The sequence below is a fragment of the Mesorhizobium sp. M0800 genome, assembly GCF_040320095.1.
Lineage (GTDB): Bacteria > Pseudomonadota > Alphaproteobacteria > Rhizobiales > Rhizobiaceae > Mesorhizobium.
On record NZ_JAMYOZ010000016.1, the window covers coordinates 75310 to 91854 of the forward strand.

17 protein-coding genes and 1 riboswitch are annotated in these 16545 nt (G+C 63.5%); of the genes, 9 read left to right on the plus strand and 8 right to left on the minus strand.

All coding sequences use genetic code 11. The annotated features are described in order from the left end of the window. Positions 1-153 precede the first annotated feature (153 nt). Both NKI18_RS19365 and gloB read right to left on the minus strand, forming a co-directional pair. Positions 154-582 (minus strand): cupin domain-containing protein, encoded by a 429-nt coding sequence (locus tag NKI18_RS19365; RefSeq protein WP_352618883.1) that lies wholly within the window; start codon positions 580-582, stop codon positions 154-156. Positions 583-593: 11 nt separating this feature from the next. Then, a complete protein-coding gene (gloB, locus tag NKI18_RS19370; RefSeq protein ID WP_353020272.1) occupies positions 594-1361 on the minus strand; it encodes a hydroxyacylglutathione hydrolase in 768 nt (255 codons plus the stop codon). Between the two features lie 98 nt (positions 1362-1459). Between gloB and NKI18_RS19375 the strand changes: the two genes are divergently transcribed. From NKI18_RS19375 to NKI18_RS19385, 3 genes are all read left to right on the plus strand, one after another. Then, positions 1460-2230 carry a class I SAM-dependent methyltransferase gene (locus NKI18_RS19375; RefSeq protein ID WP_352451212.1) on the plus strand — a complete coding sequence of 257 codons (771 nt, stop codon included), beginning with the start codon at positions 1460-1462 and terminating at the stop codon, positions 2228-2230. Between the two features lie 128 nt (positions 2231-2358). After that, positions 2359-4191: an ABC transporter ATP-binding protein/permease gene (locus NKI18_RS19380; RefSeq protein WP_352618887.1), complete on the plus strand. Its 1833-nt coding sequence runs from the start codon at positions 2359-2361 to the stop codon at positions 4189-4191. A 76-nt stretch (positions 4192-4267) separates the two neighbouring features. Further along, positions 4268-5074 (plus strand): DUF1194 domain-containing protein, encoded by an 807-nt coding sequence (locus tag NKI18_RS19385; RefSeq protein ID WP_023677905.1) that lies wholly within the window; start codon positions 4268-4270, stop codon positions 5072-5074. An 18-nt stretch (positions 5075-5092) separates the two neighbouring features. Here the strand turns inward: NKI18_RS19385 and NKI18_RS19390 are convergent, their stop codons facing one another. Both NKI18_RS19390 and NKI18_RS19395 read right to left on the minus strand, forming a co-directional pair. Next, a complete protein-coding gene (locus NKI18_RS19390; protein WP_352618889.1) occupies positions 5093-6118 on the minus strand; it encodes an RNA polymerase subunit sigma-70 in 1026 nt (341 codons plus the stop codon). Positions 6119-6160: 42 nt separating this feature from the next. Beyond that, on the minus strand, positions 6161-6907 hold the full coding sequence (locus NKI18_RS19395) for an SDR family NAD(P)-dependent oxidoreductase (protein ID WP_352618891.1): 747 nt from the start codon (positions 6905-6907) through the stop codon (positions 6161-6163). A 235-nt stretch (positions 6908-7142) separates the two neighbouring features. Here NKI18_RS19395 and NKI18_RS19400 point away from each other — a divergent pair, with 235 nt between their 5' ends. Continuing rightward, on the plus strand, positions 7143-7463 hold the full coding sequence (locus NKI18_RS19400; RefSeq protein ID WP_353020274.1) for a DUF1330 domain-containing protein: 321 nt from the start codon (positions 7143-7145) through the stop codon (positions 7461-7463). Between the two features lie 25 nt (positions 7464-7488). On the opposite strand, the gene metW is transcribed toward NKI18_RS19400, so the two are convergent. Then, entirely contained in the window at positions 7489-8103 is a 615-nt protein-coding gene (gene metW, locus NKI18_RS19405) for a methionine biosynthesis protein MetW (RefSeq protein WP_023677909.1), read from the minus strand. 115 nt (positions 8104-8218) lie between these two features. After that, positions 8219-9388 (minus strand): homoserine O-acetyltransferase MetX, encoded by a 1170-nt coding sequence (metX, locus tag NKI18_RS19410; RefSeq protein ID WP_352618893.1) that lies wholly within the window; start codon positions 9386-9388, stop codon positions 8219-8221. Positions 9389-9480: 92 nt separating this feature from the next. Then, positions 9481-9558: riboswitch (SAM riboswitch) on the minus strand. A 138-nt stretch (positions 9559-9696) separates the two neighbouring features. Here metX and hisC point away from each other — a divergent pair. Together hisC and NKI18_RS19420 are read left to right on the plus strand one after the other, a co-directional pair. Then, positions 9697-10806 carry a histidinol-phosphate transaminase gene (hisC, locus tag NKI18_RS19415; RefSeq protein ID WP_352618895.1) on the plus strand — a complete coding sequence of 370 codons (1110 nt, stop codon included), beginning with the start codon at positions 9697-9699 and terminating at the stop codon, positions 10804-10806. A 6-nt stretch (positions 10807-10812) separates the two neighbouring features. Further along, positions 10813-11748 carry a prephenate/arogenate dehydrogenase family protein gene (locus NKI18_RS19420; RefSeq protein WP_352618897.1) on the plus strand — a complete coding sequence of 312 codons (936 nt, stop codon included), beginning with the start codon at positions 10813-10815 and terminating at the stop codon, positions 11746-11748. A gap of 128 nt (positions 11749-11876) precedes the next feature. Here NKI18_RS19420 and NKI18_RS19425 read toward each other — a convergent pair whose 3' ends face one another. Further along, positions 11877-12878, minus strand: a complete 1002-nt coding sequence (locus NKI18_RS19425; protein ID WP_352618899.1) for a DUF2125 domain-containing protein — start codon at positions 12876-12878, stop codon at positions 11877-11879. A gap of 114 nt (positions 12879-12992) precedes the next feature. Between NKI18_RS19425 and NKI18_RS19430 the strand changes: the two genes are divergently transcribed. Next, complete coding sequence (locus tag NKI18_RS19430; RefSeq protein ID WP_352618901.1) at positions 12993-13526, plus strand: gamma-glutamylcyclotransferase; 534 nt, start codon at positions 12993-12995, stop codon at positions 13524-13526. Between the two features lie 44 nt (positions 13527-13570). On the opposite strand, the gene NKI18_RS19435 is transcribed toward NKI18_RS19430, so the two are convergent. Continuing rightward, positions 13571-14551: a quinone oxidoreductase family protein gene (locus tag NKI18_RS19435; RefSeq protein WP_352618903.1), complete on the minus strand. Its 981-nt coding sequence runs from the start codon at positions 14549-14551 to the stop codon at positions 13571-13573. 344 nt (positions 14552-14895) lie between these two features. Here NKI18_RS19435 and NKI18_RS19440 point away from each other — a divergent pair, with 344 nt between their 5' ends. Together NKI18_RS19440 and NKI18_RS19445 are read left to right on the plus strand one after the other, a co-directional pair. Next, positions 14896-15843 (plus strand): aldo/keto reductase, encoded by a 948-nt coding sequence (locus NKI18_RS19440; protein ID WP_352618905.1) that lies wholly within the window; start codon positions 14896-14898, stop codon positions 15841-15843. Positions 15844-15921: 78 nt separating this feature from the next. Next, complete coding sequence (locus tag NKI18_RS19445; RefSeq protein ID WP_352618907.1) at positions 15922-16542, plus strand: LysE family transporter; 621 nt, start codon at positions 15922-15924, stop codon at positions 16540-16542. Positions 16543-16545 lie beyond the last annotated feature (3 nt).

The window sequence follows — 16545 nt, forward strand, 5'->3', positions numbered from 1 at the left end:
CGTCGCAAAATTCGGACGTAAAACTCGGCATTCCGCCAATGACTTTCGCGACAGCCAAGATCATCGTCCTGTGTCAGCTTGAACAAACCGGACCGTCTCTTTCCCGCCCTGGGCGTCGGTTGTCGTTGGGTACCAAGCGTCAAAACTTCATCACTAGGGCGTGCCCGGCAGCCAGCCTGGTTCGGCCAGTTCGAAGGCGGCGAAATCGAAGCCCGGCGCCACGGTGCAGCCGACCAGCGTCCATTCGCCGAGGCTGCGCGCCGACTGCCACCAGCCTGCCGGCACGACGATCTGCGGTCGCTCGCCCGCGGCAAGTGCCGTACCGAGGACCTGCTCGATGACGGGACCGCCTTCTCGGTGTATCGATAGCGCAAGCGGCGCGCCGTCATAGAAGTGCCAGACCTCCGCCGCGTCCCTGACCCGGTGCCAGGCCGACAATTGGTCCTTCTCGAGGAGGAAATAGATCGCCGTCGAATGGCCGCGGGCGCCTTCCGCGCCGTCGCGAAAGGTCTCGGCATACCAGCCGCCTTCCGGATGCGGCTTCAGGCCGAGCAGGGCGATGATTTCGGCGGAACTGGTCATCGCTGTTGCGCTCAGAAATTGTCCTTGCGCTTGCGGATCTCGGCGAACACTTCGGCGTCGGAGGCGTTCTCCAGGCCGAGATGCCTGCGGATCGCCGGATCGTGCCAGCGCAGGAACGGATTGGTCGACAGTTCCTCGCCGATGGTCGTCGGCAGCGTCGGCTTGCCGTCGGCGCGCAGCGCCTCGACCTTGGCGGCGCGCTCTTTCAGCGCCGAATTGGTCGGGTCGACGGTGAGCGCGAAACGGGCATTGGCCAGCGTATACTCATGGCCGCAATAGATAACCGTCTCGGCCGGCAGCGCCGCGAGCTTCTTCAGGGATTCGTACATCACCGGCGGCTTGCATTCGAGCAGCCGCCCACAGCCGAGCGCAAACAGCGTGTCGCCGGCGAAAGCCACTTTCGACGCCGGCAGATGATAGGTGACATGGCCGGCGGTGTGGCCGGGTGTGGCGATGACCTCGATCCGCTCGTCGCCGAGATGGACGACCGAGCCTTGCTCGACAGTTTCGTCGATGCCGGGAATCTTTGCCTTTTCGGCTTCCGGCCCGACAATGCGCAGCTTGAAACGCTCCTTCAGCGCCAGATTGGCCTCGACATGGTCGAGATGGTGGTGGGTGGTCAGGATCATCGTCGGCGTCCAGCCGGTGCGCTTGATCGCCGCCAGGATCGGCGCCTCGTCGGGCGCATCGATGAGCGCCGTCTGGCCGCTTTTCGGGTCATGCACCAGCACGCCGAAATTGTCGCTGCGGCACATGAATTGTTCGATCTCGACCGGCATCGCATCTCTCCCTTTATTGCCGCAGACATAGGGCGCCTGCCAGCCGATGTCATCTGCCTTTGTTGAACTTGGACCGCTTCGAAGCTACCGTTCCGCGCATGCATTCAGACATTGTCGATCTCCGTTCGTTTTATTCGACCACGCTCGGCCGCCTGGCCGAACGCTCGATCACCATGGCGCTGTCCTCGATATGGGCCGTCGTGCCCAACGAGCGGCTGGTCGGCCTCGGCTACACCTTGCCGTGGCTGGAGCGCTTCGGCAGCGATGCCGAGCGCGTCTTTGCCTTCATGCCGGCGACACAGGGCGCAGTGGTCTGGCCGGCGACGGGGCCGACGGCGACCGCCCTGGTCTTCGATGAGGAACTGCCGCTGGTCGATTCCTGCATCGACCGCATGCTGCTCGTCCATTCGCTCGAACATGTCGAGAACCCGCGCGAGACGCTGAACGAGATCTGGCGGGTGCTGTCGCCGGCGGGCCGTGTCGTCATCGTCGTGCCCAACCGACGCGGTGTCTGGGCACGCTTCGAGCATACGCCTTTCGGCAATGGCCGACCGTTCTCGCGCGGCCAGCTGACCGAATTGCTGCGCGAAGCGAATTTCACGCCGGCGGCGTGGTCCGATGCGCTGTTCTTCCCGCCGTCGCCGCGACGTTTCATGATGCAGTTCCATAATGTGCTGGAACGCGCCGGCCGGCGCTTCTGGCCGATCTTTTCGGGCGTTATTGTCGTCGAGGCGCAGAAGCGGCTCTATCAAGGCGTGCCGGTTGCCCAGCGCGCGTCCCGCCGCGTCTTCGTGCCGGTTCTCTCGCCGCATGGCGCGCCGACGCTTGGCCGGCTGTCGCGGGCCGAACACCCGGCACCGCCAGGATGACGCGTTCGTGATCCGAGACGTGCTTTTTCACGCCTATCTGACGATATCAGGTTTGCTGTCCGATTGAAGGCCGTGCGGCCGATCCCTATGACCGGTTTGGCATTGCTCCGAATGCAAGGATTTAACCGATGGATGATCGTCCGGATGTCGAGGCCAGCGCCCAGAAGCTTGCCACGTCGATCGAAGCCAGCAGCCTGCGTGAGCAGCTGGCAACAATCAAGATAGCGCTGACCACCTCGCCGGTGCGAAAACAATTGCTTTGGGCAGCGATCGGCATCGTCGCCGTCATCGTGGCGAGCTCGATCGGGCAGGTTCTGCTCAATCGCTGGAACCAGCCTTTCTACGACGCGCTTGCGCGGCGCGACATGCCGGCCTTCCTGCATCAGCTTCTGGTCTTTGCCGGCATCGCCGGCGGGCTTGTGGTGCTCAATGTCGGCCAGACCCGGCTCGACCAGATGCTCCGCCTGAAGCTGCGCGAGGCGCTGACGCTCGACCTGATCGACGAATGGATGCGGCCGGCGCGTGCCTTCCGGCTGACCCATGCCGGCGCCATCGGCGTCAATCCCGACCAGCGCCTGCAGCAGGATGCCGGGCATCTCTCCGATCTTTCCACCGGTCTTGGCATCGGCCTGCTGCAGTCCTGCATCCTGCTTGCCTCGTTCGTTGGGGTCCTGTGGTCGCTGTCTTCCGGCTTCGTCTTCCACATAGGCGGCCATTCGCTGGCCATACCCGGCTACATGGTCTGGGCGGCGATCCTTTATGCTGGCACCGCCTCCTGGTTGAGCTGGCTGGTCGGGCGACCGTTGATCCGCTTCAACAACGATCGCTATACGCGTGAGGCGGAGCTGCGCTCCTCGGTGGTTCGCGTCAACGAGAATGTCGATGCCATTGCGCTGGCGCATGGCGAGGCCGATGCCAGGCGCCGGCTCGAATTCGATCTCGGCACGGTGCTGGGCGCCATGCGGCGCATCTACAGCGCCCAGATCAATCTTTCCTGGGTTACCGACACCTATGGCTGGATCACTGTCGTCGCGCCGATCCTGGTCGCGTCACCGGTCTATTTCGCCGGCGATATCAGCTTTGGCGGCTTGATGATGGCAGTCGGCGCTTTCAACCAGGTCCATTCGTCGCTGCGCTGGTTCATCAACAATATCGGCGGCATCGCCGATTGGCGCGCGACGCTGATGCGGGTCGCCGACTTCCGCATCGCGCTTGGCGACACCGACGCGCTGCACGATACGGAAAGGCGCATTTCGTTCGGCGAAAACCCGGACGGCAGCCTGACATTCGAGAAACTCGAGATCGCCTCGCCGGAGGGATGCACCAAGCTTGCCGAGCCGCATGTCGAAATCCGCGCCGGCGACCGGGTCATGATCACCGGAGATCCGGGCGCCGGCAAGACGCTGTTCTTCCGGGCCGTTGCCGGTCTGTGGCCATGGGGCAGCGGACGGATCGGCATGCCGGCCGGAGAAGCGCCGATCTTTGTTCCGCGTACCCCCTATTTCCCGCTCGGCAAGCTGCGCGAGGTGCTCAACCATTCAGACGGCGCGGCGGAGGCGAGCGATGCCGAGATCTCGGAGGTGCTGGCCGATGTCGGGCTGCAACGCCTGTCGTCCTCGCTCGATCGCTCGGCGCGCTGGGAGCGTGAGCTCAGCGACGACGAGCAGCGTCTGCTGGCCTTTGCCAGGCTGGCCTTGCGACGGCCGAAATGGGTGATCATCGACGAGGCGCTGGACGCGTTCGACGGCCCAACGCTGAGGCAAGTGCTGTCGATGCTGGAGAAGCGCCTTCCCGACGCCGCGATCCTCAATATCGGCCGCGGCCAGCACAATGCCCGCTTCTTCCGGCGGGCGTTGACCATCGTCAAGGATGCCGGCCAGCCGCCACTCAAGCCGGCCCGTATCAGGGCAGGTGCCATCGAACCGCCCCCGGTTATCGTTTCGGCTGGCCGAAAGAAATAGAAGGCAAGCTTTATTTCGCCGCGATCGCGGCGAAAAACTGTCGCGATCGTTTCAGATGGGAACGTTCCGATCGGCCATGCTTGACGCTCTCGCCCTGCTCGCCTGCCTTGCCTGCACCCCGGCGGCACCTGCGGCCGCACCGGCCAATGCAATTGCCGTCGATGTCGAGCTGGTGCTGGCCGTCGACATCTCGCAGTCAATGGATGAAAGGGAGTTTGCCCTGCAGCGCGCCGGCTATGTCGCGGCGCTGCGCCACCCCGACTTCATCAACGCCGTGCGTGCCGGCACCTTCGGCCGCATCGCCATCGCCTACTTCGAATGGGCCGGCACCATCCGCGACGATGCGGTCATTGCCTGGCAGGTCGTCGACAGCAAGGAGAGCGCCAACGCTTTCGCCGACAAGATCGCGGCCCGCCCGTTCAGGAGCTTTCGCGGCACCTCGATTTCCGGTGCTGTGGCTTTCGGCGCCGAGCTTTTCAACGGCACGGCCTTCACCGGCAAACGCCGCGTCATCGACGTCTCGGGGGACGGCCCAAACAACACCGGCTTGCCGGTCACAACGGCACGCGATGCAGCGCTGGCGAAGGGCATCGTCATCAACGGGCTGCCGATCCTGATCAGCCCGTCACCCACCTTCAGCCATCTCGACCGGTATTATGCCGAATGCGTTACCGGCGGGCCGGGCTCGTTCGTGCTGCCGATCTATGCTGCTTCCGAATTCGCCACCGCCACTCGCCGCAAACTGATCCTCGAGGTCAGCGGCATCGAGTATCCCAAGGTGGATCCGAGGACGATCCGCATCGACGCACCGATCGACTGCCTGCAAGGCGAGCGCGACCGAAGGTTTTTCTCGGACCCATATTTCCCGGAACTTGACCGATAAGGCTGGCCCAGGGGTAAGCTAGGCTGGTGGCAGGCCGAAGGCCGGAAACAGAGATGGCCCGAGCGGCCCTATGAAGATCGTCAAGGAAGCAATCCCGCCCTCGGCTGCGTCGAACACATGCAGGGAATGGGCCCGCCATTCAGGGCCATCGTGGCTGCGGGAATAAACCCCGACCGCCGGCTGGGCATTGGCGCGGGTGGCCAGCGTGCGGAAGCCGCCAAACCTCGGCCAGACGGTCTCGAAGAAACCGCGGATCGCTTCGCGGCCTTGATACCATTCACGCCAAGGCGGCATGGTATAGATGGCGTCCTCACGCAGCAGCTCGATCAAGCCGTCGAGATTGGCGGCCTGCCAGGCCTGCATGTAGCGTTCGAGCAGCAGGCCTTCTTCGCGGCTGGGCCGTGATCGGCTGGCCGGCCGTCCCTGAGGATAGCGCGCCGCCAGCGTTACGCGGGCCCGCTGCAACGCGCTGTTGATCGAAGCCGTCGATCCGCCCAGCAAACGCGCCGTCTCGACAGCCGACCATCCGAGGACGTCGGCAAGCAGCAGCGCGGCGCGCTGCCTGGGCGGGAGATCCTGGATCGCCGCCACGAAGGCGAGCTGGACGGCCTCGCGGCTCTCGTAGCGGGCTTCCGGACCTGGCTCGCTGCCGGCAACGTCTGGAAGCTCGGCGTCGGGGTAGGGCTCCAGCCAGGCGATGTCGGCTACCGGCCCGCCTATGGCCGCCCCGTGCGAGGGCGGCCGTCCGGGTTCCCGGAGAATGCGACGCGCCCTCGACCTCGCCTTGATGGCGTTGAGGCAAGCGTTGGTCGCGATCATGTAGAGCCAACCGCGAACCGAACCTCGCCCGTCGAACTCCGATCTTGCGCGCCACGCGCGAAGCAACGTGTCCTGGACGAGGTCGTCGGCCTCGTGCAGCGAACCCATCATGCGATAACAATGCAGCTTGAGCTCGCGGCGATGCGCGGCCGTGACCTTCTCGAAGGCCAGCCGATCGAGGATCGGCTGGCGTGCTGGCTGCAGAGGTGGTTGAGCGTCTGTCATGTGGCTTGTGCGGTTACGAGCGAGCGTTGCATTACGCGCCCCTCAGGCGGCCGGGGCAAGCCCGCTACCGCTCACCATGAAGGAACTGCCTTGCGGCTGGCCGGTGGCGAGTGCGACCACCGCCCGTCCGACATCGGCCGGCGTTTGCATGTCGGTCATGGCGGCGATGAAGTCCGCCGGCTGGATGCCCATATAGGCCGCTATGCTGTCGACGCCGGCCTTGCCCACGCCGGTTTCCGGCATGATGCGCATCGGCGCGAGCGCCATGAAACGCAGGCCGAGGCCAAGCCGGTCGGCCTCCTTCTGGCTATGACCGGCCAGGAACATCTGCATGCGTTTTGCGCCGGCATAGCCGCCGGCGTTCGGTGGTCCGCCGGTCAAGGCCGCGCCGCTGGAGATCAGAACGATCCGGGTCCCCGGTTTGAGCGGACGCCGCAGAGCGGCCCGGCAAAACAGGAACGACGCCTTGACGTCCGTGTCCCAATTTGCCGAGAACGCCTTCCAGTTCTGTTCATGCACTGGCGCAGAAGGGGCCAGCGCACCTGCGCAGATCACCAGTACGTCCGGCTCAAGCGCGGCGAAGACCTTATCCGGGGCGGAGTCCACCGTAGCATCGACCGCGAGCGTCTTCACGCCCGAGACCTCCCAGGCAAATTGCGCCAGGGCCTGTTTTCCGCGGGCGACGGACAGCACCGTCGCTTTCTCCTTGAGAGCGGCCTCCGCGATCGAGCGGCCGACACCACGGCTGCCTCCGACGACGACGACATTCTGATTTTGCAACGATCCCATGGATCACCTCTCGTTCCCGGCCGCCGGACCATCCAGGCGCGCTCATCGATAAGGACAGCGCAGGTGGGTGGAAATCATCGGTGCCAGGCGGAAATATCTTTCAGGTGACGGCAGCCGCGCGTCGGTTTTTGTATTCAGTGTCATTACCTCTGGGGTAATCGACCAGCGCATTACGTCTCGGCAAACTGCTCCCATCAAGCCGGTTGTCCGGCCTTCGACCACAAGGAGATACGCCATGACCGCCTACGCCGTCGCCCATATGCGCCAGGTCACGCCGGGGCCGCAGATCGTCGAGTACCTGCACAAGATCGATGAAACGCTGGAACCGTTTGGCGGCCGCTTCGTGGTGCACGGAGGCGAGGTGGAAGTCGTTGAAAACACCTGGCCGGGCCACCTCGTCATGATCGAATTTCCAGACATGCAGCAGGCGCGCGCATGGTACCGCTCGCGGCCCTATCAGGAGATCTTGCCGCTGCGCACCGAGAATTCTCAGTCCGACGTGGTCCTGGTCGATGGCGTTGCGCATCCGCACAAGGCCACCGACGTTCTCGAATAAGGGGACGATCTGCGACGATTGGCTCTTATCGTTTCAGCAGAAACACCGCCTGCTGGCCGAAAAAATTCCAGAACCACCACGGCATCGAGAAGCCGATCCGCTGGCCATTGGCGTCGAGCGCGGTCGCCTTTTCCACCGTCGCGCCAAGCTCGTCGCACAGATTGACGAAATCGCGAATGGTGCAGAAATGGATGTTGGGGGTGTCATACCAGGAATAGGGCAGGTCCCTGGTCACCGGCATGCGGCCGTTGAAGAGCAACGAAAAGCGCACCCGCCAGTGGCCGAAATTCGGGAATGAGACGATGGCGCGGTTGCCGATCCGGAGCAGTTCGTCGAGCACCAGCTTCGGATTGCGTGTCGCCTGCAAGGTCTGCGACAAGACGACGAAGTCGAAGCCCTTGTCGGGATAGAATTGGAGATCCTTGTCGGCATCGCCCTGGATGACCGACAGGCCACGCGCCACGCATTCGTTGACGCCGCGCTGCGACAGTTCCAGCCCGCGGCCATCGACCTTCTTGGTCGCCTGCAGCAATTCGAGCAGCAGGCCATCGCCGGAACCGACATCCAGCACCCGCGACTGCGGCGGGATGAGATCGGCGACGACTTCGAGGTCGACGCGCTGGGCGCGGTTGACGCTCATGCGTTCGGCTCTTGCCTGGCGCATGATCCTGATCCGAAAAGTCTGCAACTTTTCGGGGTCATGCGCTGATGCCTGGCGCATGGTCCTGATCCGAAAAGCCTGCAACTTTTTGGGGTCATGCGCCGAGCCCTCTTGCCCGGGCGGCCGAGGCGATGAAGCCTTTGATGGCGGCGAACAGTTCGGGCTCGTCGAGCAGAAAGGCGTCGTGGCCGCGGTCGGTCTCGATTTCGACGAACGATACCGAGGCGCCGGCCGCGTTCAGCGCGTGGACGACCGAGCGGCTCTCTTCGGTCGGGAACAGCCAGTCGCTGGTGAACGAAACCAGGCAGAAGCGCGTCTTGGTGCCGGCGAAGGCATCGGCCAGCCGGCCGCCATGGTCGGCGGCGAGATCGAAATAGTCCATCGCCCGGGTCATGTAGAGATAGGAGTTGGCATCGAAGCGATCGACGAAGGTCATGCCCTGATGGCGCAGATAGCTCTCGATCTGGAAGTCGGCATCGAAACCGAAGGTCAGCGCTTCGCGGTCCTGCAGGTTGCGGCCGAACTTGCGGTGCAGCGCTGCTTCCGACAGATAGGTGATGTGGGCGGCCATGCGCGCCACCGCCAGCCCTTTTTCCGGCCGCTTGCCATGCTCGAAATATTTGCCACCGTGCCAGTCCGGGTCGGCCATCACTGCCTGCCTGCCGACCTCGTGGAAGGCGATGTTCTGCGAGGAATGGCGGGCGCCGGTGGCGATCGGCAGCGCCGAGAAGACGCGCTCGGGATAGCTGGAAGCCCATTGCAGCACCTGCATGCCGCCCATCGAGCCGCCCAGCACGCTGAACAGCTGTTCGATGCCGAAATGCTCGATCAGCATCAACTGCGCCCGCACCATGTCGCGGATGGTGATGATCGGCAGGTCGAGCCCGTAGGGCTTGGCGGTGGCGGGGTTTGTCGAGGCGGGGCCGGTGGAGCCGAGACAGCCGCCGATGACGTTTGACGAGATGACGAAGAAACGGTCGGTATCGATGATCTTGCCGGGGCCGATCAGCACTTCCCACCAGCCCGGCTTGCCGGTCACGGGATTGGTGTTGGCGACGTGCTGGTCGCCGGTCAGCGCATGGCAGACGAGGATGGCGTTGGAGCGGGCGTCGTTGAGCGTGCCATAGGTTTGGTAGGCGATCTGGAACGGCGACAGCAGCGTGCCGGCGTCGAGCTTGAGCGGCTTGTCGGCGCCGAAACGCAACACCGGGCTCGACGGCTGGTCGGCCTCGTTGTTGGTTTTTCGCGCGCGCAAAGCGACCATTACATCTCCTTGCCCGGCCTTCAGTTGTCCACCGGTCCGAGCAACAGCCAGTCAGGGCAACAAAAAACCGGCCATGCCTTCGCAAAGCCGGTTACAAGATGCAAACGGCCCTTTAGCAAGTTGTTTAACGTGGCTGCAAGCCGACCGGCCAAATCACCACGGAACTGTTGCTGCTCTTCTAGGACCGACGCATGGCTTCGTCAACGGCAAGTTCTTGATCCCGAATTGCCGCCCCTCGACATTCCGGGCCACGGCTTGTATTTCCGCTGCGGCCTCCGGATGGAGGCACTCTCGACGGATTTCATGAAATGAGCCAGACACCGGATCAGACACGTCCAAGGCCCCGCGCCGGCATCATGGACATCGAAGCCTATGTGCCCGGCAAGAGCGCGGCGCCTGAAGGTGTCGCCAAGGTCCATAAATTGTCGGCGAACGAGAACCCGCTCGGTCCTTCGCCAAAGGCGATAGAGGCCGCGCGCGCGGTCGCCGACAAGCTCGCGGTCTATCCCGACGGCAGCGCCAGGCGCCTGAGGGAAGCGATCGCCGAGGTGCACGGGCTCAACCCGGCGAACATCGTCTGCTCCAACGGCTCCGACGAGATTCTGGGCCTGCTGGCGCAGACCTATCTCGCACCCGGCGACGAAGCCATCATCACCGAACACGGCTTCATGGTCTACAAGATCTACATACAGTCGGCCGGTGCCGTCCCGGTAACGGTCAAGGAGACCGATGAACGCGCCGACATCGATGCGATCCTCGCCGCGGTGACGCCGGCTACCCGGATCATCTTCCTTGCCAATCCAAACAATCCAACCGGCACCTACGTGCCGTTCCAGGAGGTGCGCCGCCTGCATGCCGGCCTGCCGCGAAACGTGCTTCTGGTGCTGGATGCAGCTTACGCCGAATATGTCCGGCGAAACGATTATGAAGCCGGCGTCGAGTTGGTGGGCAGCGCGGAAAACGTGGTCATGACCCGCACTTTCTCCAAATTGGGCCTGGGCGGGGCGCGGATCGGCTGGATGTATGCGCCAATGCACGTCATCGACGCCATCAACCGCGTGCGCGGGCCTTTCAACGTCAATGCGACGGCGATCGAGGCCGGCATCGCGGCGATCCACGACCGCGCCCATATCGAACGCAGCGTCGTGCACAACGAGACCTGGCTAGCCTGGCTGAGCGAGCAACTGAGCGGGCTCGGGCTGCGGGTGACGCCGAGCGTCGGCAATTTCATCCTCATCCACTTTCCCGAGGGCAAAAAGCATTCGGCGGCGGCCGCCGACGACTACCTCGGTGCGCGCGGCTACATATTGCGGCGCGTTTCCGGCTACGGCTTTCCGAACGCGCTGCGCATGAGCATCGGCACCGAAGAGGCCAATCGCGGCGTTGTCGCAGCACTCGCGACATTCCTGAAAAGCTAGAACACCATGACCTCACCGATGTTCGAAAAGATCGCGCTGGTCGGCATCGGCCTGATCGGCTCGTCGCTGGCCCGCGTCATCCGCCGCGAGGGACTCGCCGGCCAAGTCGCGATTTCGACGCGCAGCGACGCGACGCTGGCACGCGCGAGCCAACTCGGCCTTGGCGACACCTATACGAACGATGCGAAAGAGGCGGTTCGCGATGCTGATCTGGTTATCGTTTCGGTGCCGGTCGGCTCTTCAGGCACGGTCGCCGCAGAGATCGCGCCGGCGCTGAAGAAGGGCGCCATCCTCACCGATGTCGGCTCGACCAAGGCGTCGGTGATCGCGCAGATGCAGCCGCACGTGCCTGATGGCGTGCACTTCATCCCCGGCCATCCTTTGGCCGGCACCGAAAAATCGGGACCGGACGCCGGTTTTGCCGAACTGTTCGAGAACCGCTGGTGCATTTTCACGCCGCTGCCCGGCACCGATCCCGCAGCACTGGAAAAGCTCTCGGAATTCTGGCGCCGCTGCGGCTCCAACATCGACACCATGGACCCGCAGCATCACGACATGACGCTGGCCATCGTTTCGCACCTGCCGCATATCATCGCTTACAACATCGTCGGTACCGCCGACGATCTGGAGTCGGTGACCAAGTCCGAGGTCATCAAATACTCGGCTTCCGGCTTTCGCGACTTCACCCGTCTCGCGGCGTCCGACCCGACCATGTGGCGCGACGTCTGCCTGCACAACAAGGACGCCATTCTCGAAATGCTGGCGCGGTTTTCCGAGGATCTGTCCTCGCTGCAGCGGGCGATCCGCTGGGGCGACGGCGAAAAGCTGTTCGACCTGTTCACCCGCACCCGCGCCGTCCGCCGCTCGATTATCGAGGCCGGCCAGGACATCGACGTACCGGATTTCGGCCGCCAGGCGATCGAACATCCGCCGAAGGGATAGGCCGCGGCAGGCCGATCGCAGGCCGGCCCGGCTTAGAGCGGTTCATCGTTTCACAGAAACGCCGAACCGCTCTATCTCTTTGCGCAATTCCGGACGGAAAACCGTTTCACACTTTTCCTGGAATTGCTCTAGTCGAGCGGCTTGATCTTGCCGAGCGGGATGAAGCCAAGCGAGGCCTTGCCTCTGACGATCTTCAGCGGCATCGACGGCTGGTTGCCGAGCAGCGCCAGTCCGGCAAAGCCGGTTTGGATCTGTTTCTTCTGCTCGGGGATGGCGGTGGCGAGGATTGCCGCCACGGCCTTCGGATCATTGAGCCTGATCGTCAGGTCGGCATTTATGAGACCGTCGTCATCGACCGACAGCGGTCCGGAAACGGTGATGCGCGCAGTTCCGGACGACAGATCGAGCTCGTGGATTTCGGCGGCCTGGCCGCGCAGGCTCTTCGGATTTGCCTTGATCAGCGTGACGCCGTTCTTCAGCGTCACGTCGCCGCTGCCGTCGAGCGGCGGCAAGACGCGCCCGTCGATGGCCGCCGCGTCGATTTCGAGATCGGTGAAATTGCCGGCATAGTCGATGTCCGGGCCGTTTGGGCGCAATTGCCCGATGGCAGTTCCGGCGCTGAACAGCGAGACGGGATCGGTGTCGTCTGCCGGATCGGTCTGGCCGGACAGGCCTTCTGCCTGCAGCGAGAGGCGCCTCGGCAGCGGCCAGGACAGCTTTATGCCGGCTTGCAAATCATCCCAGTCGATCCAGAGCGGGGTCATGCCGGGAACCGAGGTCCTGAGCGGCCCCCTGAGCTCGGCGGCAGGCGACAGAAGCCGAGTGATCTGCGTGGCGGCGTTGATCTTGCCTGTTGATGCCGCGACGTTGCGGCTGTCGTCCTCGTAAGCCAGGCTGTCGCAGGAAACGGTGAAGCTGAAGGGATAGCCGCTGACCGCGAGATTGGCGCAGTCGGCCTTGATGCCTTTGTCGTCGAGATCGGCGACCGCCTTTTTGGTTGCGCTCTCGACCAGGTCCGCCAGGTAGAACCAGCCCGCGCTGTAGATGCCGAACAGCACGAGAATGAAAGCGGCAAGCCACAACAGGCGGCGACGTTGGCTGGGCGGCGGGCGCTCGTCACTTGACGTCATGCTGCGGCTTTCGTTAACGCGGGGTGGCACGGGTGGGCTGTCGCTTGCGGCAACAACAGGTAGACGGACTGAAACACCACCGGTGGGTGGTTCGTCACAATCAGGCTTGGCGATATGGGCGATTTTTGGGTTTTTGGCTACGGCTCACTGATCTGGCGACCGGGATTCGCGCATGTCGAGATGCGGCGCGCCCGCCTGCATGGCTACCGCCGTTCGCTCTGCGTCTATTCTTTCGTGCATCGCGGCACGCGCGAACGGCCCGGCCTTGTGCTCGGCCTCGACCGCGGAGGCTCCTGCATCGGGCTGGCGTTCCGGGTTCCAGGCGAGCTGCGCAACGAGGTCATCACCTATCTGCGCGAGCGCGAACTGGTCACCAACGTCTATCTCGAACGTGTGCTCAGCGTTCGCCTCGACAAGGCTGAAACGGATGGGGGCAAGACGGTCGACGCCGTCGCCTATGTCGTGGACCGCAGCCATGAGCAATATGCCGGTGCGCTCGACGCGGCCGAGGCGGCGGCCGTCGTTGGCGGCGCCGTCGGCCAGTCGGGGAGGAATGAGGACTACGTGCTCAGCACGCTGGAGCACCTCGAAGCACTGGGTATCAGCGACCACTGGCTGGAAGAGGTGACAAGACGGATCGCGACGTAGCGTCTTTATCGTTGACCATGATGTTTTCGGCGTCGTGGTCTGGGCTACATCCTGAAAATCTGTTTTCCAAGATCGGCGCGATCCAGGCTGTTTGCCACGGCAAGCTTGAACTCGGTCAGCGGGTGGAGACCGCCGACAGGAACGTGGAAGCCGGGCTGGCCGAAGATGTCGATGATCTCGCGTAGCACAGGCCGGTCGGCTTCGACCGGCGGCGAAAAGAAATAGCGATAGATATTCGCCCTGATCTCGACGCCGCTCAGCAACACATCGAAATTGTGCAGTTCGAAGCGCTCGGCACTCATGCCGCCATTGATCACCATCTGCCCGCCGAGCGCCAGGGTGCGGATCAATTCGCCGCTGACAGGTCCGCCGACATTGTCGATAATCCCGTTCAATCCGGCGCCACCGGTGATATCCATCACCGCTTCCCGGATACTTGCCTTCAAGTCAGAAAGGTCAAGAATGGCGGCGGCGCCAAGCGTCTTCAGATCGAAGCTTTGGTGCGAGCGCCGCACCAGCGCGATGACGTTGATACCGCGTCGTTGGGCGAACTGCATCACCATTGTCGAAATCGACGAATAGCCGGCCGTGACAGCCAGCCACTGGCCAGGCCGCACACGGGAATCCACCAGCAGATCCCACGCGGTAATGGGGTTCACCATCTGCCCGGCGCGTTCGACCGGATAGCCGGCAGGCAACGGGATCAGCCATTCGGCGGGGATGGCCGCGTACTCGGCCCAACTGCCATAATAGCTGAATGCGACAAGCGTGCCCGGTTCCAGCAAAACGTCCGCGCCAACGGCTTCGACGATGCCGGCGCCATGGTTTCCCGCGATCTGCCGGGGAAAATGCGGCTTCTTCGGTTCGGGATAGAGGTTCTGGATAAACAGGAAGTCGCCCGGATTGATCGAGGCCGAGACCATCCTGACCAGCACCTCGCCGTCGCCAATCCGCGGCATCGGCAGGTCGTCCACATAGAGCACGTCGCGCGGCGAGCCGATGGCGTCAAATACAATTGCTTTCATTCCGGTCTCCACAACAAACGATCCGGGGCAAACAGTCCGGGCTTGGCCAGACCGTGCCGAGATTTGCGTCGGCGCCGCGGAACCTATGGCCGGCCGGCAAAGGTCTGAATTGGCAGATTTGACAATCTATGTGCTAAACTTGCCAGATTGTTTCCTCAGAGGGTACTGGTTTGGAAATTCGGGACAGCGTCTTGAAGCCCGACACGGCGCGGCGGGTCGCGGTTTTGTGAAGCGCCGGCGGGCTGGAAAAGAGGCTATGCGTTTGACGTTGCCACGGTGCGACATAGGTTAGCTCGGTCGGCGGCTCCCACCCGCCCCAGCATGAATCACCATGGAGATCAGCCTTGCAGAAGCGTCGTCTCGGTCGCACCGACCTATCCATCGCGCCATTGGTCCTGGGCGGCAATGTGTTCGGCTGGACCGCCGATGAGAAAACCTCGTTCGACCTCCTCGACCGCTTTGTCGACGCTGGCCTCAACGCCATCGACACGGCCGATTCCTATTCGCGCTGGATTGCCGGCCACGAGGGCGGCGAATCCGAAACCATTATCGGCAAATGGATGAAAAGCCGCGGCAACCGCGACAAGGTTGTCGTTATCACCAAGGTCGGTTCGGATATGGGACAGGGCAAGAGGGACCTGTCCGCCGCCTATATCGAAAAGGCCATCGACGCCTCGCTGAAGCGGCTGCAGGTCGATACAATCGATCTCTATCTGTCGCACTGGCCTGATCCGGCCACTCCCTATGAAGAAACGCTCGGCGCCTACCAGAAACTGCTCGACAAGGGCAAAATCCGTTATGCCGGCGCTTCCAACCTCGACGCCGCCCAGTTGCGGGCCGCACTTGACGTAGCAAGCCTGCGCGGCCTGCCGCGCTACGAGGTGCTGCAGCCGGAATACAATCTCTACGACCGCTCGTCCTTCGATGGTCCGCTGCGCGATCTGTGCGCGGCCGAGGACATCGGCGTCATCACCTATTTCAGCCTCGCCAAGGGGTTTCTGAGCGGCAAGTACGGCAGCGAAGCCGATCTCGGCAAAAGCCCGCGCGGTGGCGGTGTGAAAGGCTATCTCAACACCCGTGGCATGCGCATTCTCTCAGCGCTCGATGCCGTTTCAGCCAGACATTCGGCCAAGCCAGCGGAAGTGGCGCTTGCCTGGGTCATGGCACGGCCCGGCGTCACCGCTCCGATCGCCAGCGCGACGACGCTCGACCAGCTCGACAGCCTGGTGCGTGCCGCGTCGTTGCAGCTCAGCCCGGACGATATCGCCGAGCTCGACAAGGCCAGCGCATAGCCGCGCACGATCGTTCAAGACCGGCGCCGCTGCCTTGCCCTACCGTCCCTGCCTCGTCACAGGATGCAGGGACGCCGCATGGCCGGACAGGGTCTTCTCGATCAGCAGCTATGGCAGCAATTGCTGGCGCTTGTGCTGGCATCGGCCATCGTTATGGGCAGCCCGGGGCCGGCGACGATAAGTGTCACCGCGATCGGCGCCGCGTTCGGCCTGCGCGATTCGCTCCGTTATGCCTCGGGAATCGTTGTCGGGACGGTCCTCGTGCTTTTGGTGGTGGCGACGGGCATCATGGCCGTTCTCACCGCGCTGCCGAAGCTCGCAGCGCTGTTGGCGGTCGCGTCAGCAGCCTACATCCTCTATCTGGCGTTCAAGATAGCGACGGCGCCGCCACTGGCGGCACGCATTGGTGGGGCGGCGCTTCCCACTTTCCTGGGCGGGTTCCTTCTGGCCGTTGCCAATCCGAAAGCCTATGTGGCGATTGCCGCCGTGTTTGCCGGCGCGTCTTCCGGCGCCGGCGGTCTTGCTATTTCAGCCAAGCTGGCGGTCCTCGCCTTGATGATTGTTGCCATTCATCTCTTGTGGCTTCTCGCCGGCGCGGCTTTTGCACGTTTGCTGCGCAAACCGCTGGCGTCGCGGATCATCAATGTGGTGTTTGCCGTGACGCTGGTTGCAACAGCCGCCCTGGCTGCCTTGCCGTGAGCC